This is a genomic window from Gordonia sp. SL306, from assembly GCF_026625785.1.
Taxonomy (GTDB): domain Bacteria; phylum Actinomycetota; class Actinomycetes; order Mycobacteriales; family Mycobacteriaceae; genus Gordonia.
In genome coordinates this window covers 2,989,256-3,012,510 of record NZ_CP113063.1, presented here as the reverse complement: position 1 = coordinate 3,012,510, position 23,255 = coordinate 2,989,256, and the positions used below count along the sequence as shown (strand labels likewise).

Here is a 23,255-nt window from a genome sequence, read left to right as displayed (position 1 = left end):
GCTGATGAACACCGCCGACACCCGATCGGGCGCCCCCTACACAATCGGGCGCGAGATCACTGATGTCACTGCGGAAGTCGACGCCGCAGGCCCTCCGGTGGTCCCGGATACGACGGGTCGGTTCACGCTGCGGCCGGTCGATCCCGACGGCGATGACCCCGCGCTCCTCGTCTCGTGGTTCGCCCGTCCGCATCTCGTCGAGACCTGGGAACAGGAATGGACGCCGGAGCGCTGGCGCGCCGATTCGGCATATCGGCTGGCCGGCGATTACTCGCGGCCGCTGATCGTGTCTCTCGACGGCACGGAGATCGGATACATCGAGCTCTACCGACCTGCGCGCGACGAGATCGCCGCGCTGTACCCGGCCGATCCGCACGACATGGGCCTCCACATCGCGACCGCGGAGCCGGGACTCATCGGCCGAGGTGTGATGTCGGCATGGATGGCCGAGCTGGCGGATGCCCTCTTTCGCGCCGATACTCGTTGCCGCCGAGTTGTTCTCGAACCCGATGCACGAAACGAGCGGATGCGCCGAGCGCTGACCAAACGCGGTTGGACCGACCTCGGCGAGTTCGATGTGCGGCCGGATCGACGGATCGCGCTGCACGTGCTCGGACGCACCGCGGCCGACGTGCCGAAGATCTGATCTCACACTGCCGCCGACTCGGAGCCTCCTGCCACCCATCAGCGGGCCTCGTCGACACGAGATTCACGGGCCCCGCGCCCCTGCCGGACAGCAAGGCGCAGAATGCGATTCGACACCTCACCGAGGCAGCTGAGGTTTGGGAAGCCCGGCCCCTGGGCGAAGCCGGCGAGGTTCGGCAGATAGAGCTTGGGTGTCAGCCCGGTGACCGCCAGGTCGTGTCCGATCGACGACTCGATGCGCTCCAGCGTCGGAGGCCAGCCCAGTGTCAGCTCCAGGATGTCGGCGGCGGCGTCATCGAAGAGGTCGAGGAACCAGAGCGGTTGACCACCGGTCGCGTCCACCACGAGATCGAAGGAGTGGGTCTGCGCAGGCCGGCCGGGATTGTGCAGTGTCACCGCGATCAGGTCCTCAGCGCGTCGCGCCGATACCACGCGCCCCTGGAGGTGGTGAACCCTGTTGTCCCCGAGCAGATTCTCCTGCACGGTGACCGAGAAGACCCCTCGATCCGTGCGTCGGATCACGTCACGTCGCTCCTCCGGCGACAGACTCGGCCAGCCGGTCGGATCGCTGAACATGGCGTTCTCGAAATAGCTCTCGCCGCGCGTGTAGATCGTCGCGCCCGGCGAGATCACCGAGACGGTCATCACCTCATGGCGCACGAGTTCATCGAGTGCGGAGCCTGCGGTCTCACCGCCACCGATCACCGCAGCACGTGACGCGACCGGCAATCCTCTACGCGACACCAGGTCCCAGAACGCCGACACCGAGAGCACCCGCTCGTCGTCGATCATCGCGCTTCCGCTCGACCCCGGTCCGGTCACCATCAGACCGTCCCCGACGATCTCGCTCGGACGGCCGTCGGCCCCGACGACATCGAGACTCCACTGGTCCTCGTCAGCCGAGATCGACCGCACGGTACCGATGGTGACATCGAGCTCGATGCGGGTCGCCACCCATTGCAGGTACCGGGCCCACACGTTGTGGTGCGGGTTCGGACGTCCGCGATCCACCCATTCGGCGTAGGTCTGATGTTCCACCAGGAACGACATCCAGCTGTAATCCAGCATCCGCCTGCTGATCTCGGCGTTCATCGTGCCGTCTCCGCGGCCGGCCACCGCGGACCGATACGGGAAGCCGATGTCCTTCTCCGGGCTGGTGCCGAGTCGGTGGCGCCCGTCGGTCCATCCGCCGATGGACTGCCAGTTGGCGCCCACTGCATGGGCCTCGACCACACGCACCCTCGGCGCCGGGAGGCCCAGGTCACGCATCACCTTCGCCTTGGCCGCGACCGCGAGCGCCTTGGGGCCCGCACCGACGATGATCATCGTCTCCGGTTGTCGGACGGTCATCGGCGGGTCTCCGTCAGTTCGTTGTCGAGGCTCGCCGCGTCGACGGCCTCGTCATCCATCTCGACCACTTCGAGATACAGGGCGGCAACCTGCTCGAGGCGCCCGGGTCGCTCATCTGCTTCGTCGATGCGACGGGCGAGTTCGCGGACCGATCGGGCCGTGAAGATGTCGACGACCCCGACGTGCGGCGCATCCAGCCATTCGCGCACGCGGGCGACGACCGTCGTGGCCAGCACCGAATCGCCACCGATCGCGAAGAAGTCATCCGTGACGCCGACCCGATCCCGGTCGACCGACAGCGTCTCGGCCACGATACCGAGCAGCGCCTTCTCCAGATCGTCTGCAGGAGCAATGCTTTCGGAAACGAGCTCGCCAACGTCGAACAGTCCGTCGATCATCGTGCGGTCGAGCTTCCCGTTCGAGGTGAGGGGAAGCGTGTCGACGATCTCGATTCGTGACGGGATCATGTACGCGGGCAGCAGGGTGCGCAGTTCCGACTCGATCGTCGACGGCGTCGCCGCAGCATCGTCGACGACGATGGCGGCGACGAGATTACGCGGTCCGCCCGAGCCGTCGACCACTGTCGCGACGGCGTGGCGGACACCGTCCACCGATCGCAGCGCGCCTTCGACCTCACCGAGTTCCACCCGGAAGCCGCGGACCTTCACCTGGTGGTCGGCGCGTCCGAGGAACTCGATCGTGCCGTCCGGCCAGTACCGGGCGAGGTCGCCGGTGCGATACCACCGCTGCCCCTCACGCTCGATGAACCGGTCGGCGGTGCGTACCGGGTCATTTCGGTAGCCGCGGGCGACGCCCGCCCCACCGACCCAGAGTTCGCCGGTGACCCAGTCCGGGCAGTCGCGATCAGATGAATCGACCACCCGACACGCGACGTTGCGCAGCGGGGTCCCGAACGGAACCGACGTCCAGTGCGCCAGCGGATCGATGATCTCGCACACGGTGCCGTGGATGGCGATCTCGGTCGCTCCACCGAGTCCCGCGAATCGGGCCGCCGGTGCCAACGCGTGCAGGCGCCGCGGCAGATCGACGCCCACCCAGTCGCCGCCCAGAAGCGTTGCGCGCAGAGAATCCCCGAGTCCGCCCGCTTCCGTCTCGGCCACGGTCAGCAACATGTCCAGTGCACTGGGGACGCAGGTGAGGACCGACGCCCGATGATCACGGAGGAGTTGCAGCCAGGCCGCCGGGTCCCTCGCGGCATCGGCATCGACGACGACCACGGCGCCGCCCGCGCTGAAGAGCCCGAAGATGTCGTATACCGAGATGTCGAATTCGAGGGCGGCGACGGTGAGCGACCGATCGTCCGGACCGACCGAGAACCGGTCATTGATGTCATCGATGGTGTTCATGGCGGCTCGGTGCGGCACCTCGACGCCCTTCGGCGTGCCGGTGGAGCCCGAGGTGAACAGGATGTAGGCCACCGACTCCGGATCGGGCAGGACCGCCTCGGCGAACGGCGTGCCGTGGCGCCGTGCCTGATCGAGATCGACGGTGATCACCCCGTCCGGTATGTCATCGAGAGACGCACCGCTGCCGACGAGCGCGCTGATCTCACCGGTGTCGAGGATCGTCGCCCGCCGGGCCGGCGGCTGGTCGTGTCCGATGGGAACCCAGATCGCCCCCGCCGCGAAGACGCCGAGTGTGGCGACCACCTGCTCCGGCCCCTTCGGGAGTTGGACACCGACCGCGTCTCCGGTCAGCACGCCGGCGTGGCGAAGCGCACCGGCCACCGCGAAGGCCTCGCGGGCGAGCTCCCCGTAGGAGAGGGACCCGTCGCGCCAGATGAGGGCGGTCCGGTCCGGTTCATGAGTCGCACGCGCGAAGAACTCCTCGTGGAGCACCCGGCCGCTCGTCTCGCCCGCGGTTGCGTTGACACGCGCGCGCACTGCCCGCTGTTCGGTCGGCAGCTGCGGCGCCGACGTCCCCATCCACCCCGCGTCGCCGTGACCGAGCCTGTCGATGGCCGCGGTGTACTGCGCGAACATCGCCTCCACGACGCCGGGCGGAAATGCCGATTCCCGTACGTCCCAGTTGAGCAGCAGCCCACCGCGCAGTTCGGTCACCTGCGCATCGAGCGTGACCTGCGGCCCCTGCGACACGATCCAGGCGGGCTCCCCCAGCCGCTCGAGGACGGCATCGGAGAAGAGTTCACCCAGACCCAGCGCGCTCGTGTAGACGACCGGGGCGATCACCTGTTCGCCCCGCGCCCTGCCCAAATCCCGAAGTACCTCGAGCGCACCGTAACTCGAGTGTGATCCGTTGGCGTGCATCGTCTTCTGCATCGCACGGGTGAGGTCGAGGACGGACTGTGCGTGTCGCACATCGACGTCGATCAGGATCGACGAACTGAAGTCACCCGACACCAGCTCGATGTCGGGATGTACCGGCTCCCGATGGAACAGTGGGACATTCAGGAGGAATCGATCGTCGCTCGACCACGCGCCGATGGTGGCCGCGAAGACCGCGGCCAGGGCGATCGCCGGTGTCACGCCGCGCTCGTGCGCCGCTGCGAGCAGCGTCTCCTTCGCCTCCGGATCCACCCAGTGGTGATGCCGGACCACTCGACGAACGTCCGCAGGCTCGCCGAAACCTTCACTCCGCGTGGGTAGTGCCGGACCCGATGGCAGATCGGCGATCCGCTCGGCCCACCACGCCTGGTCGCGAGCGCGGGCCGGATCAGGATGCGCCGCCCGGTGCTGTAAGTAGTCGCGGTATGTGTAGTCCAGGGACGGCAGGGTCCCGCCGTCGTGGAGGGTGACCAGATCCGCGAGCAGCACACGGTAACTCATCGCGTCGGCGGCCAGCATGTCGATGTCGAGATGGACACGATGGCGGCCGTCCGGCAGGAGCGTGAGGGTCAGATCGACCACCTGACCGGCCGCGACGTCGAGCATCTGGTGACTCTTGGCTCGGCGGGTCTGCGCGAGGGCGGCGTCGATCTCGGCGGCGCCGAGAGATCGGAGGTCGTCGACGGCCAACAACTCGCGCGACAACGACGGGAGAACGCGTTGCGTCCCGTCCGGCCGGAACTCCGCACGCAGCATCGGATGACGGGCCACCAGCGACTGCATCGCGGAGCGCAGTCGGTCGGCATCGAGCCCCACGCCGTCGAACTCGACGTACAGATGCGCGGCCACGCCACCGAGATCGGCCACCTCGGTCCGCCCGATCCAGTAGGCGTGCTGCATCGGAGCCAGGGCGAACGGCTCCGACTGTGCGGCACCGTCTTCTGCCGCATCCGCCGTGTCGGGATCACTCTCGACGACGGCCTCCGGGGTGTCGGCGTCCGGATCGGTCGCGGCCAGCATCGCCGCCCACGCCTCGACCGTCGGCTCGGCTGCGAGCTGCGCGAAATTCAGTCGATGCCCGCGCTTGCGCCACCGGCCCGCGATCTTCATCATCCTGATCGAATCCAGCCCGAGTTCGATCAGATCGGTGTCGGACCGGACGTCCTCCGGTGCGATGTCGAGCGCGTCGGCGATCGCGCTGGTGACCTCGTGACGATGGCTGCTCATGATCTGTCACTCCCCTCTGCATGCCGCCGGACCACGTATGGGGCCACGCTGCCGAGCTTCTCGCACGTCTCCTCGAACTCGCGGTCTGGGTTCGACTGGCCGACGATGCCTGCACCGGCGCGCAGCCACGCCCGGTTCCCGACCGCGAAGATACTCCGTAGGGTCAGGGTTGCCTCGAGGTCGCCTGCCGACGACGCCACCAGCACGGCACCGGAGTAGAGTCCTCGATAATCGGGCTCCAGGCGGTAGATTGCCTCCAGCGCAGCCGATTTCGGAATTCCCGACGCGGTGATGGACGGGAACAGAACCGCCAGCGCCTGCCACGGCCCGGCCTCCGGCGACAGCTCGCCGCGGACGGTCGATGCGAGATGCTGGACGCTGCCGCGCTCGCGGACAACCATGAACTCGCTGACCACGGTCGTGCCGGGCAGGGATACCGAGGCGATCTCCTCGAAACACGCCTGCACCGACATCGCGTGCTCCGCGATCTCTTTCGCGTCGGCGAGCAGGTCGGCGCGCGCGGCGGCGTCGAGCTCCGCCGACCGCCCGAATGCCCGTGTACCGGCCAGCGGTTCGGTGATCACCGTACCGTCGGGTTCGGTCGCCAGCACCAGTTCCGGGCTGAAACCGGCCGCGGACAACGACCCGAGATCGAGGAGGTACGACCGCGCCGGATTGTTGCCCGCCCGGCCCCGCGCGTAGGTCGCCGGGATGTCGACCTCGAACGGGACGTCGACACGACGGGACATGATCACTTTTTGGTAGTCGCCCCTGGTGATCTCGTCGATGGCCTGGGCGACGCGCCCGCGGTAGTCGTCGTGGTCCACGTCGACGTCGACGTGCGTTGGCCCCGGGGGTGTCGTCGCGGTTGCCGCGAGCTCTCGCAGGCGCGCCGCCCGGACGTCGTCGGCGGTTCCGGTGTCGATACCGGAGCCGTCCACGAACGCCTCGAACTCCGGCACCATCAGGTGCGCGAGGACGACGCCTTCTCCGACGCTGTCGACAAGGCCGTGGAACGGCGCGCAGTAATCGAACCCGATCCAGCCGTAGACGCGCCATTCGGCGTCCGTCAGCGCATCCAGCGCTTCGGCCACGGCCGCCGACGGGTCACCGTGCCACGGGGTGCGCACCTGTCGACCGGCCTCGGTGACGATCACCGCGGTCGTGGTGACCACGATCCTCGCGGCCACCCCGGCAGCGAACGTCCACCGACGATCGCGCTCGTACACGACGTGTTCGCCGAACTCACCGGATGCGGCCCACGTCGCACAGACTCTGGCAGCGATCTCCGGGGACAACCGAGGGCGACGAGGCGCGCCTGCGGCGTGCGAGTCGACAGTCAACGACATGCGGACTTCCTTCGTGTGTGGAAATCGAGGACTAATGCATTAGGACAGCCTAAACTATGCCTCTTCGCCCGCCGATTGCGGATAAGGGTAACCTAATTCACTGTGCTCGACCGAGCATCGGAGATCCCTCGACAGACGTCATGCCGTCCCGCCGCAGAAAGGCCCCAGCGTGCAGAACCCGACAGCCGACGCCGTCGCGTCCGACCTCACCGTCGGCTTCGCACCGCACCCCACGTCCGCAGCGAGCCGCTATCGGGAGTCCGGAGTGTTTCCTGGACGGCCACTGTGGCACGTACTCGGTGACGCAGCCTCGCAGCGGCCCGGTACGCCGGCGCTGACCGATGCTTCTGTCGACGGTCCCGTCACCCTGACCTACGCAGAGTTCGAGTCGGCAGCGACCCGACGCGCCGCCGGTTTCACGAGCGCAGGACTGCGCCCCGGTGATCGGGTGATCCTCCAGCAACACAACTCGGCCGGATTCGCGATCAACCTCTTCGGCCTGCTGCGCGCGGGCGTCGTCCCGGTGATGACGCTGCCCGCACACCGCAGTGCCGAGATCGTGCACCTCGCCGCAGGCTCCGGAGCCGTCGCCTACGTCACCGAGGACGATCGCCGCGGATTCGACCACCGTGAGCTCGCCATCGCGGTACAGGCTGCGGTGCCGTCGATACAGACGGTCTTCATCGACGGCGACCCCGGCCCGTTCGCGGCTCTGCCCGACGCCGATCCCGCCGACGTGTCGCTACCGATCGAGGACGACATCGACCCGGACGGCCCTGCCCTGTTCCTGATCTCGGGCGGCACCACCGGCCTGCCCAAGCTCATCGCGCGGACTCACAACGACTACGCCTACAACGCCCGCCGCTCGGCGGAGATCGCCGGGCTCCACGCCGACGACACGTACCTCGTGGCGCTGCCCGGCGCCCACAACTTCCCGCTCTGTTGCCCCGGGATACTCGGCATGGTGACGGTCGGCGGGCACGTCGTGCTCACCGACAATCCGAGTCCCGACAACACCTTCGATCTCATCGAGAGCCATCGCGTCACCGTCACCGCGCTGGTGCCGGCTCTCGCGCAGGTGTGGTGCGCAGCCACCGAATGGGAGCCCGCCGACATCAGCTCGCTGCGTCTGCTGCAGGTCGGTGGCGCAAAACTTGCGGCACCGGACGCGGTGGCCCTCGATGCCGCACTCGGCGACGTCGTCCAGCAGGTGTTCGGCATGGCCGAAGGACTGATCTGCTACACCCGCCTCGACGATCCTCGGGAACTCGTGCACACCACTCAGGGCACACCGATGTCGGAGTACGACGAGATCCGCGTGGTCGACGAGGACGGCCAGGACGTCCCCGACGGAACCGAGGGCGAACTCCTGGTCCGCGGTCCGTACACGATCCGGGGCTACTACCGCGCCGACGAGCACAACCTGCGGTCGTTCACGTCGGACGGCTACTACCGGTCCGGCGACAAGGTACGCCGCCTGCCCTCCGGGCATCTCGCCGTGACCGGTCGTATCAAGGACACCGTCGTCCGCGCGGGCGAGAACGTGGCTGCCGACGACGTCGAGGAGAATCTGCTGGCGCACAGGTCGATTCGGCAGGCCGCCGTGATCGGACTCCCCGACGACGCGCTGGGTGAGAAGATCTGTGCCGTCGTCGTGCTGTCCCACGAACACCCGCGCGGCGAGCCGCTCGAACTGCCCGCCGTCCGCGCCTTCCTGACCGAACGGGGCATGGCGGCGTTCAAACTCCCGGATGCCCTCCGGGTCGTCCCGGCACTCCCGCTCACCGCTGTCGGGAAGATCGACAAGGCGGCACTACGGGAGCCGTCGCCGGGCGCCTGACCCCGGACCGGACGGATCGACCTCGTTCAGCCGAGGTATCCGCCACCGTGCGGGAAGAAGTCCTTGGCGGCGTGCTCGACTCCGTCGTCGGTGCGCAGCCGTTCGATCACCAGACCCTTGTTACGTCCCAGGTGTGCGTCTGAGCCGGCGACGATCACCATGCCGTCGCCTTCGTGGATGAACACCCGTCCTGGCGTGCCACCGTAGACACACCGGGACACAGACGCTTTGGTGACCCTCAACCGCTGACCGCGAAAGTGGGTGTACGCGTTCGGATATGGATCGGACTGGGCCCGCACAAGTCGATCGATCTGGTCGGCAGGCCAGTTCCAGTTGATCGCCGAATCGGTCTCGGATCGCTTGTGGAAGAACGTGCGGTCCTCGAGGCGCTGCGGGGTCCAGACCGCTGTGCCTGCTTCGATCTGCTCGAGCGCATCACCGAGTACGCCGGGGATCAGGTCGATCGTCGCCGCGACGAGTTCTGTCGCCGTGGATGTCGACGTGATCGGAACGGCTCGCTGGAGTACGACGTCGCCGGTGTCGAGGCCGTCGTCCATCCGGTGCGCGGTGAGGCCGACCTCGGTCTCACCACTGATCAGCGCCCAGATCACCGGCGAGAAGCCGGTGAACTTCGGCAACAGCGAGTCGTGCAGATTGAGAGTTCCGTGGGGCGGCAGGTCGAACAGTTCCCGGGGCAGCCACGTGCGCCAGTTGTTGGCGACGATGATGTCGGGTTCGAGGTGCTTGACCCGCTCGATCAACTCATCGTCGGGGCGTTGTGCCAGGTGAACCGGTATGCCGTGTTCACGAGCAAGATCCTCGACCGAATCCGACCAGATGGTCTCGTACGCGTGTTCGCTCGGCGGGTGCGTCACCGACAGCACCACCTCGTGCGGCGATTCGATGAGCGCCTCGAGCGTCCGATGGCCCCAGGTCTGGTAGCCGAAGGTCACGATCCGCATCCGGTTCATCCTCCCTGTGGCGCACGGCAATCGACGCGGTGACGACCGGTGGGGGACATCGCCAGGTTTTGACAGCGTGCGGATGGTTCATTTCAAATAAGTGAGGTAAGCGTAACCTCATCACCCTGGCTCTGTGAAAACGAGCCTCGACATGGCCGCGAGGAACCTCCGTTGAACCCAGGAACGATCGATGATCAGGTCGGTGCCGGTGGACGGCTGCCCGAATCACGTCAAACCGATGACGTCGCGTCGCGTCGCCTGCCTCTCACCGCGGCCCAACGGGGACTGTGGTTCGCTCAGCAACTGATCCCGGACACCCCGATCGTCATCGCGACCTATGTGGAACTCCACGGCGACCTCGACATCGATCTGCTCGATCGCGTATGCCGTCGCGGCCTGACCGAGGTCGAGTGCCTGGTCCGGATCGGCGAGGTCGACGGGGTCCCGCACCAGGTCATCGACCGTTCCGGCGACGATGACTTCCCGATCGTCGACGTGAGTGGTCACGACGACCCCTCCGCGGCCGCCCACGAGTGGATGGTCCGCGACTACACCGCAGGTTTCGACCTGCTCTCCGATCGGCTCATCCGCGGTGCCGTCATCCGTCTCGCCGATGGCCATCACTACTGGTATTCGTGCATCCACCACATCGTCGTCGACGGATACGGCGCTATCCGGTTCATGAATCGTGCCGCCGAGTTGTACACCGCCGAACTCACCGGGACCGGCGAGTCCGAGGAGAGCTACACCGCATCCCGGCTCGAGGATCTCGTGACCGCCGACTCCGAGTACCGGGACTCGAAACGCTTCCGGACCGATCGCGACCACTGGATGGCCAAGGCGCGCGACCTGCCTGCGCCGTTGTCCCCTGCCGGCGCGACCGGGGCTCCCGACATCACCCCGCTGCGCGGTGGCGGACTGCTCGCACCCGACCTGTCGGGTCGCCTCGCGAGTGCCGCCGAGCGCTACGGCAGCATCGACGCCGCCGTCACCATCGCCGCCGTCGCCGCCTACTTCGCCATCGCCACCAACACCTCCGACGTGGTGCTCAGCCTTCCCGTGACCGGCCGCACCAACGCCGTGCTACGCAAGGGCGCGGGCATGGTGTCCAACGTCGTACCGATCCGGATGCAGGTGGGGGCGGCCACCACGGTCGGCGAACTGGTGAAGGCCACCGGCCTCGAACTCACCGGCGCACTCCGGCATCAGCGCTATCGCAGCGAGGACCTCCACGCCGACCTCGCCGCCGCCGACCCCGCACGCGCCACCGCAGGCGTCGAGATCGGCGGGTTGTACGGCCCGACCATCAACGTGATGAATTTCCCGACCGATCTCGAATTAGGTTCTGTCGCAGGACACTTCAACGTTCTGACCTCTGGCCCCATCGCCGACATGATGGTCAACCTCTATCCGGCGGCCGACGGCACCCGGGTCGACATCCTCGCGAACCATCACCTCTACGATCCCGACACGCTCGGCCGCCACCATGACCGGATGATCCGGGTGCTCGAGGCCTTCGCCGACGGCGATCCGGACCGTAAGGTGCTCTCGGTCGACACGCTCACCGAGACGGAGCGAGCCTCCCTGGTGCCGGCACGAGGCCCGATCGCCCCGCCTGCGCGCACCCTCGGGGAGATCATCGACGAGGCCGTGACCCGAGCCCCTGACAACATCGCATTCACCTACCACGAAGGCACAGGTGAGCACGGCAGGGTCACCTACCGCGACACCGGGCGTTGGGCGTCGGCCGTCGCAGATCACCTGGTCCGACGTGGTGCGCGACCCGGCGCCTTCGTCGCCGTCGCGGTCGAGCGATCACTGGACTCCGTCCGATCTGTCTGGGCCGTCGCACGTTCGGGCGCCGGATTCGTTCCGGTCGATCCGGATTATCCGGCCGATCGGATCGGTCACATCCTCACCGACAGCGGCTCGAGGATCGGTATCACCACCCGGGCGCTTCGCGACCGCCTGCCCGACGACGTCGACTGGCTGGTCCTCGACGACCTCGACGACCCCGATGCGGTGCGCGACCATCTCGACGAGCGTGAATCTGCCGGTGCGACACCACAGATCGCTCATGTGGACGATGCCGCCTACATGATCTACACCTCGGGATCGACCGGCACGCCCAAGGGGGTGGTCGTGACTCACCGCGGCCTGTCCGCGCTGGCCGCCGAACGGCGCCACAACTATCACGTCACCGTCGACTCCCGATTCCTGCACAACACGTCACCGAGTTTCGACATGGCTGTGGGCGAACAGGTCTCGGCGTTGTCGGCGTCGGCGACACTCGTAGTCGCCGCGCCCGGGCTGACCCCCGACGAACTCGCCGATGTCATCACACGCGCCGACGTGACCCACGCACTGCTCACTCCGACGGTGCTGTCCACCCTCACACCCGAGCGGCTCACCGGGTTGAGGGTGCTGGGCGTCGGCGGCGAAGCGGTGAACGCGGATCTCGTCCGGCGATGGGCGCCGGGGCGCGCGATGCGAAACGGCTACGGGCCCACCGAGGCAACCGACATCGCCACGGTCGCCGCACTGACCGCGGACACGCGGGTGACCATCGGTGGCCCGGTCCACGATTTCGAGGTCGTGGTCCTGGACTCATGGCTGCGGCCGGTACCCCCCGGCGTACGAGGAGAGCTCTATCTGTCCGGCCCGGGTCTGGCGCGTGGATACCACGGCCTGGCCGCGCTCACCGCGTCACGGTTCGTGGCCTCCCCCCTCGCGACGGGCGGCCGGATGTACCGCACCGGCGACGTCGTGTCGTGGGTACCGGGCGACCTCGACACCCCATACCTCGAATACCACGGGCGATCGGACAATCAGGTCAAGATCCGGGGTCGCCGCATCGAGCTCGGCGAGATCGAGGCGACCCTCGTGCAACTCGCCGTCGTGCGGAACGCGGTGGTCACCGTGCGCGAGACCGCGTCAGGCGACCGGCTGGTCGCCTATCTCGTCGGGATACCCGACGCGGTCGTCGATGTGGATGCGGTGCGCGCGTGGTGCGAACAGCGTCTGCCCGCCGGTCTCGTTCCCGACGGCGTCGTGGTCCTCGAGCAACTGCCCGTCACTCCCAACGGCAAGCTCGACATCTCGAGGCTCCCCGCGCCGACCTTCACCGCCGAGAAGCCCTACCGCGCACCCCGAACGTCCGAGGAGCAGATGCTGGCCGAGCTCTTCGGCGAAGTGCTGGGGCATGATCGCGTCGGTGCCGACGACTCGTTCTTCGCGCTCGGCGGCGACAGCATCGGTGCCATCGGGCTCGTCTCCCGGGCCCGTACGGTCGGACTGAACCTCACTCCTCGCGACGTATTCGAGCGGAAGACCGTCGCAGCACTCGCACGCATCGCGGCCACCCAGTCCGCACAACCCGGCCTCGACGAACTCCCCGGCGGGGGCGTGGGCCGCGTGCCGCTGACCCCGATCATGCGCTGGCTGGTCGCCCGGCCGGGTGGCATCGACCGCTACGCACAGCATCTCGTCCTGCGATTGCCTGCCGGCATCGGGCGAGAGAGAATCGCCGAGACACTCTCGGCCGTCATCGCCCATCACGACGCCCTACGGGCCCGGCTCGTCGACCAGGACACCGCGCTGAGCGTCGACCCCGAGAGCGCGGTGCCGGTCGACTCCCTGATCCGACGCGTCGACGTCGACTCCGACGCGGACCTCGCCGAGGTGGCGCGCGCAGCTCTCGACGCGGCCCTGGGCCGGCTCGACCCGCGCGCGGGCATCATGAACCAATTCGTCTGGCTTCACCGGGAATCCGGCGACGACCTGCTCATCGCAGCGATCCACCACCTCGCGGTCGACGGGGTGTCGTGGCGAATCCTTGTGCCCGACATGATGACCGCGTGGTCGGCGGTCGACGCGGGACGGCCCGCCGCGCTCGCACCCGTCGGCACCTCACTTCGCAGGTGGGCGCATGGCCTCACGGAACGCTCCGTGGCGATCGCCGAGGCCGACACCGATCGTTGGACCACCGCACTCGCTGCCGTTTCGCCGGCGGGGACCTGGCAGATCGATCCCGCCCGCGACCACGTCGCCGATCTCGTCCGCCGCGAATTGCGTCTCGGCCCGGATCTGACACGCTCGGTGGTCGAGGCGATTCCCACGGCGTTCCGCGCGACCACCGAGGACATCCTCGTCGCCACCCTCGCCCTGGCGCTGGCCACATCGTCTGCGACGACCCCCGATTCGCTGGTCGTCCAGCTCGAAGGGCACGGACGCGAGGAGTCCTTGCTGCCCGGTGCCGATCTCTCGCGCACCGTCGGCTGGTTCACCACGGCCTTTCCGCTGTGCATCGACCGAGACCGCCTGCGCACGAGCCAGGGGACCGCTCCCGACGGACCGTCGGCGATCGAGGCGGTCAAGTACGTCAAAGAGCTGATCCGCGGATTACCCTCACGTGGAGCCAGTTACGGGATCATCCGACACCTGGCGCCGACAGACGAAGGCGCGATCGCCACACTCGCCGACGTCACGCCATCCGTGAGCCTCAACTACCTCGGCCGGGTCTCGGCCGACGCCATACCCGCCGAGTTCGCCGGCCTCGGGTGGCTGCCAACCGAAGAGCTGGGCACGCTCCCCGTCACGCCGGACGCCGGCATGCCTGCGGTGGCCGCCCTCGACGTCAACGCCATCGTGACGGGCACGCCGAGCACCGGTATGCAGCTGACCGCCACCATCGACCATGTCGCACGAATCATCGACGAGAGCACCGTCACCGGCGTCCTCGCGCGGTGGGAACAGATACTGACTGCGCTGGCCGACGCTGTTCGCGAGGGCACGCACGGATGGACGCCGTCCGACGTCGCCCCCGCCCGCGTCACCCAGCGGGACCTCGACCGGTGGGTCGCTCAGTATCCGAACCTGGTGGACATCTGGCCGAGTTCACCTCTGCAACAGGGATTCGCCTTCCACTCGGCGCTCGCCTCGGAATCCACCTCGGCCTTCGCGGCATCCGACATCTACGTCTCGCAGGCGACCATCACCCTCGACGGCCCGGTCGACGCCGACCGTCTCCACGCCGCTGCGCGTGCGGTGGTGGCGCGACATCCCGCCCTGCGCACGGCATTCACCACCTCCGACAACGGCGACCTGGTGGCGCTGCTCGACGCCGCCGCCGAACCCGGCTGGCAGGTCGACGATCTCACCGATCTGGAACCCGGACTGCAGTCCGGGCGCCTCGCCGGAATCCGAGATCGTCAGCGCGCACGGCCCTTTTCACTCGGCAATGCCCCGTTACTGCGGTTCGGCCTCGTCCGCACCGCCCCCGAGTCGTTCGCACTCGTGGTCACCGTCCACCACATCGTCGTCGACGGTTGGTCCATGCCCTTGCTGCTCCGCGACCTCCTCGTCCTCTATGCGACACACGGTTCGGACGCGGCGCTCCCCGACGCACCCAGTTACCGCGACTTCCTCGTATGGCTCTCGAACCGAGACCGGGATGCGGCGCGGAGCGCCTGGTCACAGGCATTCGAGGGTCGGGCGCACGCCACGTTGCTCGCCCCTGCTGCCGCCACGCCGGTCGATCCCTCGCCTCCGCGGCGCGCGGCCATCGAACTCGGCTCCGCGCGATGGGCCCGAATCGCTCAGTGCGCCAACGATGCCGGTGTCACGGCGAACACGGTTGTGCAATCGCTCTGGGCGATGCTCCTGGGACGACTCATACCCGGCGACGATGCCACGCGCGGTGGCGTGGATGTCACCTTCGGTGCGACCGTCTCGGGCCGGCCCGCAGAGCTCGACCGGGTCGATGAGACCGTCGGGCTGTTCATCAACACGGTGCCGGTCCGGGTGCGCGCCGAGGCAGGCGAACCCATCGCCACCGTCTGGCAACGTATCCACGACGAGCAGGCCCGCCTGATCGACCACCACCATCTGGGACTCGCCGAGATCGGGCATGCGGCAGGCCCGGGTTCCGGATTCGACACGCTGGTCGTCTTCGAGTCGTACCCGATCGACACCGAAGCACTCGACACCGCCAACGGTGTCGACGGGGTGCGGGTCGTCGACGTGGCGATCGACGAGGCGACCCACTACCCCCTCAGCCTGACCGTCGAGATGCAACCGCACCCCCGACTCGTCTTCAGCGCACGCACCGGTGTTGTCGACGCACGTGCGCTGACGGCTGTGGTCGAGCGTTTCGATCGGCTCCTGCGCACCGTGTGCGCCGACCCGTCGGTTGCCGTGGGCACTCTGCCTGCCCTGACCGAATCCGAAGAGCAGCAGACGGTTCCGCTCCGAGGCCTGCCGGCCGAGCCGGCCATGACCCTGCGACAGATCATCCGCAGCGCGGTCGACCGACGCCCGGACGGAATCGCCATCCGCTCGTCCGGCCGATCGATCACCTATGCCGAGGCCGACCGGTGGTCCGACGAGGTGGCATCTCTGCTGTCCACGGCGGGCGCGAGATCCGAGGACTATGTCGCGATCGCCCTTCGACGGTCGGCCGATTCGGTCCGCAGCGTATGGGCCGTCGCGAAGACCGGTGCCGCATTCCTGCCCGTCGACCCCACCTACCCCGCCGACCGCATCGCCCTGCTCCTCGAGGACTCTGGTGCCCGCGTGGGTATCACGGATCGCCGGACGCGCCCGCACCTCCCGGATTCGATCGAGTGGCTGGTCCTCGACGACCGGCCGACACGACCGGAGAGCGCTCCGCAGCGTACGGGAGAGCGAATCGACCTCACGGAGAACGTCGATCACCCCGCATACCTGATCTACACCTCCGGTTCCACCGGCATCCCCAAGGGGGTCGTGGTGTCTCACCGAGGCCTCGCCAATCTGGTGAGCGAGCGGCGGCACACCTACCTCGTCGACGAGGATTCGCGATTCCTCCACAACACCTCGCCGAGCTTCGACATGTCGGTCGGCGAACAGCTCGCGGCCCTGTCCGCGTCCGCGACACTCGTGATCAGCGACCCCGAGGCAAGCCCGACGTTGCTGCCCGAGTTGGTCGGCCGCGAGGGCGTCACCCACGCCCTGCTGACGCCGACGGCGCTGGCCACCATCGACCCCGAAGCTCTCGCAGGGGTTCGCGTCCTCGGGGTCGGCGGCGAGGCGATCGGACGTGAGCTGGTGTCCCGCTGGGCGCCCGGCCGGACGATGCGCAACGGGTACGGTCCCACCGAGGCGACCGACATCGCCACCGTCGCTTCACTCGAACCCGACACGGTCCCGGCGACCGGCACGGTCCCGATCGGTCGCCCTGTCCGGGGCTTCGAGATGGTCGTCCTCGATCCGGCGATGCGCCCGGTCCCGCGCGGCGCGGTGGGCGAGCTCTACGTCGCCGGCCCTGCTCTCGCGCGTGGATATCACGGCCGGCCGACGCTGACCGCCGATCGATTCGTCGCGAACCCGTTCGGCAGACCCGGTGATCGGATGTATCGGACCGGCGATCTGGTATCGCTCGCCCAGGACGACTCGATCCGGTATCTCGGTCGCGCGGACCGGCAGGTCAAGGTCCGCGGGCACCGGATCGAACCGGGCGAGATCGAGGCCGCCCTGCTCCGGAATCCGGCGGTCCGGCAGGCCGTGGCGGTCGGCAAGCCCGGTCCGCAAGGTCATACGGTGCTCGTCGGGTACGTCGTCGGGCACGACTCCTCACACACCGACGGCGCGGCACCGCACCCCCGGGAGATCCGCGACGAGCTCGCCCGAACCCTCCCACGGCACATGGTGCCGTCGACGATCGTCGTCCTCGACGCGATCCCGGCGACACCGTCGGGCAAGGTCGACGAGCGATCCCTGCCCGACCCGGAGTTCGTGTCGATGACCGCCTACGCCGCGCCGACGACCCCGACCGAGCAGATCGTCGTCGACGAGTTCGCACTGCAGCTGGGCATCGAGCGGGTGGGCGCCGACGACGATTTCTTCCTCCTGGGCGGCACGTCGCTGTCCGCGTTCGCGATGGTTGCCCGACTTCGCGATCGGACCGGTTCCCTCCTGCCGATCGCCGCGGTTCTCGACGACCCGACACCGCGCGCACTTGCCCGCAGACTCGACGATCCCGATCCCGTCGCGGACGATGCGGCACTCGGCGTCCTGCTGCCGATCCGCCCGTCCGGCGCCGGCGCGCCGCTGTTCTGCGTCCATCCGGCCATCGGGTTGTCGTGGGGTTACGCCGGGTTGCTCCGCCATCTCGACGCCGACCGGCCCGTGTACGGCCTCCAGATCCCGGGTGTGGTCGACGACGACTCGGTGCTCGCCTACGACACGATCGACGACCTGGCGGACCGCTATCTCCGGGAGATCCGAAACGTGGTGCCGCACGGTCCCGTCCACCTGCTGGGATGGTCACTGGGTGGTGTGATCGCCCATTCGATCGCAGCCCGGATCGCGGCCGCCGGAAACGTCGTCGCATCGCTGACCTTGTTGGACAGCGTGACGCCGTCGGCGATACCCGACCGGGACGACACGATGCGACTGACGGATCTGGTCAGTGCACTCGGCCTCGAGGATCACCCGATCGCGGCGCTCGGCGACGACCACGCACCCGTGACGCGGGCATCGGTGGACGACCTGCTGGCACAGGTGGAGGACATGCCGCCGGGCCTGCAGCCCGAGATCGTGTACTACCTGATCGACGCGGCCGCGCACACGGACAGACTTCTCCGACGGCACGTGCCGCCCGTGTACGACGGCGACGCATTGTTCGTGACCGCCGATCCCGACGGCACCGCAGGCTCGACCGCGAAGTCGAGCTGGACGGGCCCCATCGCCGGGCATGTCGACGAACTCCGGGTCCGGTGCACGCACTGGGAGATGTGCTCCTACGCCGCGATGCGCGCCATCGGTCCGGCGGTCGAGGGATACCTCGGTCGATCCGAGCCGGCGCGCCGGAACGGACGTGCGACGCCATGAGCGACGTCGACCTGGCACCGGTGAACCACCGCGGCCGGACACCAGACGGCGCCCGGGTGTTGCGTGGCTCGGTGCGGGACAACAGACGCTCCCTGATCGCCTCGACCGCGCTCCTGTCGCTGCATCAGCTCTGCGAGGTGTCGGTCCCCGTCCTCATCGGTGTGGCAGTCGATCGCGCGCTCGGCCATGCCGACGTGGCATCGCTGGTCCGGTGGCTGACGGTCCTTGCCCTGGTGTTCCTCGTCCTGACCGTCGCGTATCGGTACGGCGCCCGGATCGCCATGACGGCGGCGCAGGGCGAGGCACACCGACTCCGCATGCGATGTGCGGCGACCATCGTCGGCGACACCCCGGCCACCGGTACGGAGCTGCGCGACGGTGAGATGCTGAGCATCGCCAACTCCGATGCCGACGAGACCGGGAACCTGCTCCGCTATGTGCCCCAGGCGGGTTCGGCCGTCGTGGCGCTGATCGCCTGCGCCGCAGTGCTCATCGGCATCGACACCACTCTCGGCGTCACCGTCCTGATCGCGGTCCCCCTGGCCCTCTCGGTGGTACAGCTCCTGTCGCCGTTCACAACGCGTCTCATCGGTGCGCAACAGCATCACATCGGCCGTTCCACCGCGCTCGCGACCGATCTCGTGACCGGGATGCGCACGCTGCGGGGCATCGGCGCACTCGACATCGCGTCCGATCGTTATCGGGAGGCCGACGGCCGGACCCGACTCGCGATGCGGCGCGCGGCCATCGGACACGGCGCGTTCTTCGGTGCCGCCACCGGCGTGACCGGTCTGATCGCGGTCGGGGTCGCCGCACTGGCGGGCTGGTTCGCGTTGTCCGACCAGATCAGCGTCGGCGCACTCATCACCGTCCTCGGTGTGGCCCAGTTCCTGACCGAACCGCTCGCGATCGCCGCGATGCTGCCCGGCCGCGTCGCGACGGCCCGCGCATCGGCCGAACGCATCTCGACGCTGACCGCCCGCCCTGCGTTCGCCGAGGAGACCGCCGGCCCCACCGACCACGACTCGACGACGGTGCCGTATCCGGGAGAGTTCGTGGCCGTGCGGTCCCCGGACTCCACCGCCGCTCGCGCATATGCGAGCACGATCGGTTCCGATCACCGATCCGACCTGCTCGTCGAACCACATTCGGTCGACCTGTTCACCGGGACGATCTGGTCGAATCTGGTCGTCGACCCACACGCTGCACCGCCCCGGGCCGCAGTCGTCGAGCTACTGCAGGCACTCGGCAGCCTGGACATCCTGAGCGGGGGCGGCATCGAGGCTCTCGACACCCCGGTCTCCGATCGCGGGCTGTCACTCTCCGGAGGCCAGCGACAGCGACTTGCGCTGGTGCGCGCCCTCATCCGGGATCCGGACACCCTCGTTCTCCACGATCCGACAACTGCCGTCGACGCCATGACCGAACGCGTCATCGCCGAGGCCGTGTACCGGCATCGGCACGGTCGGGGGGCGACCCGCTCGACGACCGTGATCACCAACAGTCCCGCGTGGCTCCGGGTGGCGGATCGTGTGGTCGCCCTTCCCGGGTGCGCCACGGAGCCCACGTCATGACAGCGCTGCGGGTCGCCGATCGAGCGGAGACCTCACGGTGGCTGTTCAGGGCCGTGCGGAGTCGGCCCATGCTGACCGCGACCGTCACGATGCTCTGCACGGTGACGGCCGTCTGTGCGGTGATTCCCGTACTCGCGCTCGGGATTCTGGTCGATCGGGTGAGCAGCCACGCGACCGCGGGATCGTTGATCCCGGTGGCGCTGCTGGCCGCGGGGGCCGCGGCCGTCGGTGGGCTGGCCGCCGGAGCGACCATGTATGTGGTGGCTCGCCTCGGTGCCGACGTCATCGCCGATCTGCGCGCCGAGGCCGTGGACGCCGCACTGCACCTCCCGCGTGCCGCCATCGAGAAGGCCGGCCGCGGCGACGTCCTCTCGCGCGTGAACAACGACGTCACCGTCATCAATCGTGCGGTCACCACGGTGATCCCGACAGTCGTGACCGCGGCGGCGCTCACCGTGGTCAGCGTGATCGCGATGGCCGGACTCGATTGGCGCCTGGGTCTCGCCGGCGCCAGTGCCATCCCGTTCTACATCGTGGCCCTGCGGTGGTACGTCCCCCGTTCGGCGCCCGTGTACGCCGCCGAACGCGTCGCCGCTGCCGAGCGCGCCCAAGCGATCGTCGAATCGGCGACCAGTCGCGACACCGTCCTCGCGTATGACCTGCAGACACGTGAGCTCGACCGCATCGAGGCGTCCTCGGCACGCACCCGCGACCTCGCGGTCTCGGTGTTCACCCTGTTCACCCGCCTGGTGGGCCGGGTGAACAGGGCCGAGTTCGTCGGTCTGGCAGCGATTCTCTCGATCGGCTTCTGGCTCGTCTCCACCGACAACGTCACCGTCGGGGCGACGACCGCGGCCGCCCTGCTCTTCCATCGTCTGTTCAACCCGATCGGGATGATCCTCTACAGTTCCGCGGAGTTGCAGCTGGCGGGCGCCGGGCTCACCCGACTGGTCGGCGTGGTCGAGACGAAGTCGTCGGCCCCCGATGTGGATTCCGCGGTCGATCCGCCCCTGTCACCGGTCCCCCAGTCGGGGGTGACCCTGCGCGACATCTGGTTCGGCTACACATCCGATCATGCGGTTCTGCGTGGTCTCGACCTCGACATTCCCCGGGGCCATCGACTCGCGCTGGTCGGCGCGAGCGGGGCAGGCAAGTCGACGGTCGGCGGCCTGATCGACGGCACCCTCGTGTGTGACCACGGAGAGATACGCACCCCCGCTGCCGCGCAGGTCTTCACCATCAGCCAAGACGTTCACGTGTTTGCCGGCCCCCTCATCGACGACCTGCGCCTGGCAGCGCCCGACGCCACCCGCGCAGAGGCCTTCGAGGCGCTGGCCACCGTCGGCGCCGACGGATGGGTGCGGACATTGCCATCCGGGATCGACACCGTCGTCGGCGAAGGCGGGTCCCGTCTCGGCGACGCCCGGGCACAACAGATCGCGCTGGCCCGTCTGGTGCTCGCCGACCCCGACATCGCGATCCTGGACGAGGCGACGGCGGAGGCCGACAGCGACCAGGCGGCCGATCTGGATCGGGCGGCCCTGGCGGCAACGGCGGGACGCACGACGTTGGTGATCGCCCATCGACTGTCCCAGGCGCTCACCGCGGATTCCGTCGCGATCATCTCCGATGGCGTCATCACCGAACACGGCCCTCCGGACACGCTCATCGGCGCGGGGGGCGAATTGACGCGGCTGTGGAACACCTTCCACAGCCGGCACCGAGGCCTCCACGATCCTTCCGGGCCGAACCGAGCGCTCCAGCAGACCATCACCTCCGACGCAAGGACTCACCGATGACCCGCACGACCTCACACAGCCATCGCTTCGATCCGACCGACATCGTCGACATCGGCGGAATCGGCTTCGGGCCGTCGAACCTCGGCCTGGCCATCGCCGTCTCGGAGCTCGACGACAGTCAGGTGACGCCGCTGACGGCCCGGTTTGTCGAGCGGCAGAGCACCTTCAGTTGGCATCCGGGAATGCTGCTGCCGCGCACCACCATGCAGATCTCCTTCCTCAAGGATCTCGCCACTCAGCGAAACGTGCGGAGCCGCTTCACATTCCTCAACTACCTTGCGCACCAAGGCAGGCTGGTCGACTTCATCAACCATCAGACCTTCTTTCCGTCTCGTCACGAGTTCCACGACTATCTCGAGTGGGCGGCGCAGTCCGTCGATGCCGACGTGCTGTACGGAACGAGTGCCATCGACGTCGAGATCGAGGACGATCACTTTGCGGTCCATCTCGACGGCAGGTATCCCGGCGTCCTCCGGGCTCGCAACCTGGTGGTCTCCACCGGGTTGTCGGCACGACTACCGGACGGGGTCTCGGCGTCGCGGCGCGTGTTCCACAACCACCGCCTGCTGAACCACCTGGAGGACATGCCACCGCTCCGGCACAACCGATTCGCGGTGATCGGAGCCGGACAGAGTGCTGCCGAGGTCGTCGAGTACCTCCACACCACATATCCGGAGGCCGAGGTGCACGCGGTCTTCGCGAAGTACGGATACACCCCCGCCGACGACAGCCCGTATGCCAACCGGATCTTCGACCCCGGCGCCGTCGACGATTTCCATTCGGCGCCGCCGGAATTCCGCCGCAGGCTGTTGGGTTATCACCGCGCGACCAACTACTCCGCGGTCGATCTCCCCCTGATCGAGGAACTCTACGGACGTGAGTATGCCGAGCGCGTGAGCGGGCACCGGCGACTCTTCATGCACGGTGCATCAGATCTGGCGGGAATCACCGAGACGCCCACGGGCGTCGATGTGACCGTGTCGCACGGACCGACCGGACTCACCGAAGTGTTGTCGTGCGACGCGGTGGTCTGCGCCACGGGCTTCCACCAGATGAACCTGCGGAGCTCCCTCGGCGGGCTCGCCGACCACGTCGTCACCGATCCCGAGGGTCCACGGGTCAACCGCGACTACCGTGTCGAGATGAACCGTGAGCTGCCGGGCGGCATCTACCTCCAGGGCGGCACAGAGCACACCCACGGGCTGTCGTCGTCGCTGCTGTCCAACGTGGCCGTGCGGTCCGGGGAGATCGTGCGCAGGATCGCCCGGGATCGCGTCGTCGCCCCGGCTCGCGACTGACGATCACGGTCGCGACTCAGGCGACCTTGGCAGC

At 68.3% G+C, this 23,255-nt stretch carries 10 protein-coding genes; 6 read left to right on the top strand and 4 right to left on the bottom strand.

Features of this window, described 5'->3' with window-relative positions; genetic code table 11:
* The first annotated feature begins 4 nt into the window (after positions 1 to 4).
* Entirely contained in the window at positions 5 to 646 is a 642-nt protein-coding gene (locus tag OVA31_RS13710) for a GNAT family N-acetyltransferase (RefSeq protein WP_267627192.1), read from the top strand.
* A gap of 38 nt (positions 647 to 684) precedes the next feature.
* Here OVA31_RS13710 and OVA31_RS13705 read toward each other — a convergent pair whose 3' ends face one another.
* From OVA31_RS13705 to OVA31_RS13695, 3 genes are read right to left on the bottom strand one after another with little or no spacing between them, the layout of a single operon-like run.
* Complete coding sequence (locus OVA31_RS13705) at positions 685 to 1,995, bottom strand: SidA/IucD/PvdA family monooxygenase (protein WP_267627191.1); 1,311 nt, start codon at positions 1,993 to 1,995, stop codon at positions 685 to 687.
* A complete protein-coding gene (locus tag OVA31_RS13700; protein WP_420714212.1) occupies positions 1,992 to 5,531 on the bottom strand; it encodes an amino acid adenylation domain-containing protein in 3,540 nt (1,179 codons plus the stop codon). Before OVA31_RS13700 ends, OVA31_RS13705 begins: the two co-directional genes overlap by 4 nt.
* Entirely contained in the window at positions 5,525 to 6,877 is a 1,353-nt protein-coding gene (locus OVA31_RS13695; RefSeq protein WP_267627189.1) for a salicylate synthase, read from the bottom strand. The genes OVA31_RS13700 and OVA31_RS13695 overlap by 7 nt, the downstream gene beginning before the upstream one ends.
* A 169-nt stretch (positions 6,878 to 7,046) precedes the next feature.
* Between OVA31_RS13695 and OVA31_RS13690 the strand changes: the two genes are divergently transcribed.
* Complete coding sequence (locus OVA31_RS13690) at positions 7,047 to 8,717, top strand: (2,3-dihydroxybenzoyl)adenylate synthase (RefSeq protein ID WP_267627188.1); 1,671 nt, start codon at positions 7,047 to 7,049, stop codon at positions 8,715 to 8,717.
* Positions 8,718 to 8,743: 26 nt separating this feature from the next.
* Here OVA31_RS13690 and OVA31_RS13685 read toward each other — a convergent pair whose 3' ends face one another.
* Positions 8,744 to 9,679 carry a methionyl-tRNA formyltransferase gene (locus tag OVA31_RS13685; protein ID WP_267627187.1) on the bottom strand — a complete coding sequence of 312 codons (936 nt, stop codon included), beginning with the start codon at positions 9,677 to 9,679 and terminating at the stop codon, positions 8,744 to 8,746.
* A 171-nt stretch (positions 9,680 to 9,850) separates the two neighbouring features.
* On the opposite strand from OVA31_RS13685, the gene OVA31_RS13680 reads away from it, so the two are divergent.
* From OVA31_RS13680 to OVA31_RS13665, 4 genes are read left to right on the top strand one after another with little or no spacing between them, the layout of a single operon-like run.
* A complete protein-coding gene (locus tag OVA31_RS13680) occupies positions 9,851 to 18,550 on the top strand; it encodes an amino acid adenylation domain-containing protein (RefSeq protein WP_267627186.1) in 8,700 nt (2,899 codons plus the stop codon).
* Positions 18,547 to 20,124 carry an ABC transporter transmembrane domain-containing protein gene (locus tag OVA31_RS13675; protein ID WP_267627185.1) on the top strand — a complete coding sequence of 526 codons (1,578 nt, stop codon included), beginning with the start codon at positions 18,547 to 18,549 and terminating at the stop codon, positions 20,122 to 20,124. The genes OVA31_RS13680 and OVA31_RS13675 overlap by 4 nt, the downstream gene beginning before the upstream one ends.
* The gene (locus OVA31_RS13670; RefSeq protein ID WP_420714034.1) at positions 20,121 to 21,923 is read left to right on the top strand and encodes an ABC transporter ATP-binding protein; all 1,803 of its coding nucleotides are present in this window, start codon (positions 20,121 to 20,123) and stop codon (positions 21,921 to 21,923) included. Before OVA31_RS13675 ends, OVA31_RS13670 begins: the two co-directional genes overlap by 4 nt.
* On the top strand, positions 21,920 to 23,221 hold the full coding sequence (locus tag OVA31_RS13665; RefSeq protein WP_267627183.1) for a lysine N(6)-hydroxylase/L-ornithine N(5)-oxygenase family protein: 1,302 nt from the start codon (positions 21,920 to 21,922) through the stop codon (positions 23,219 to 23,221). Before OVA31_RS13670 ends, OVA31_RS13665 begins: the two co-directional genes overlap by 4 nt.
* Positions 23,222 to 23,255: the final 34 nt, after the last annotated feature.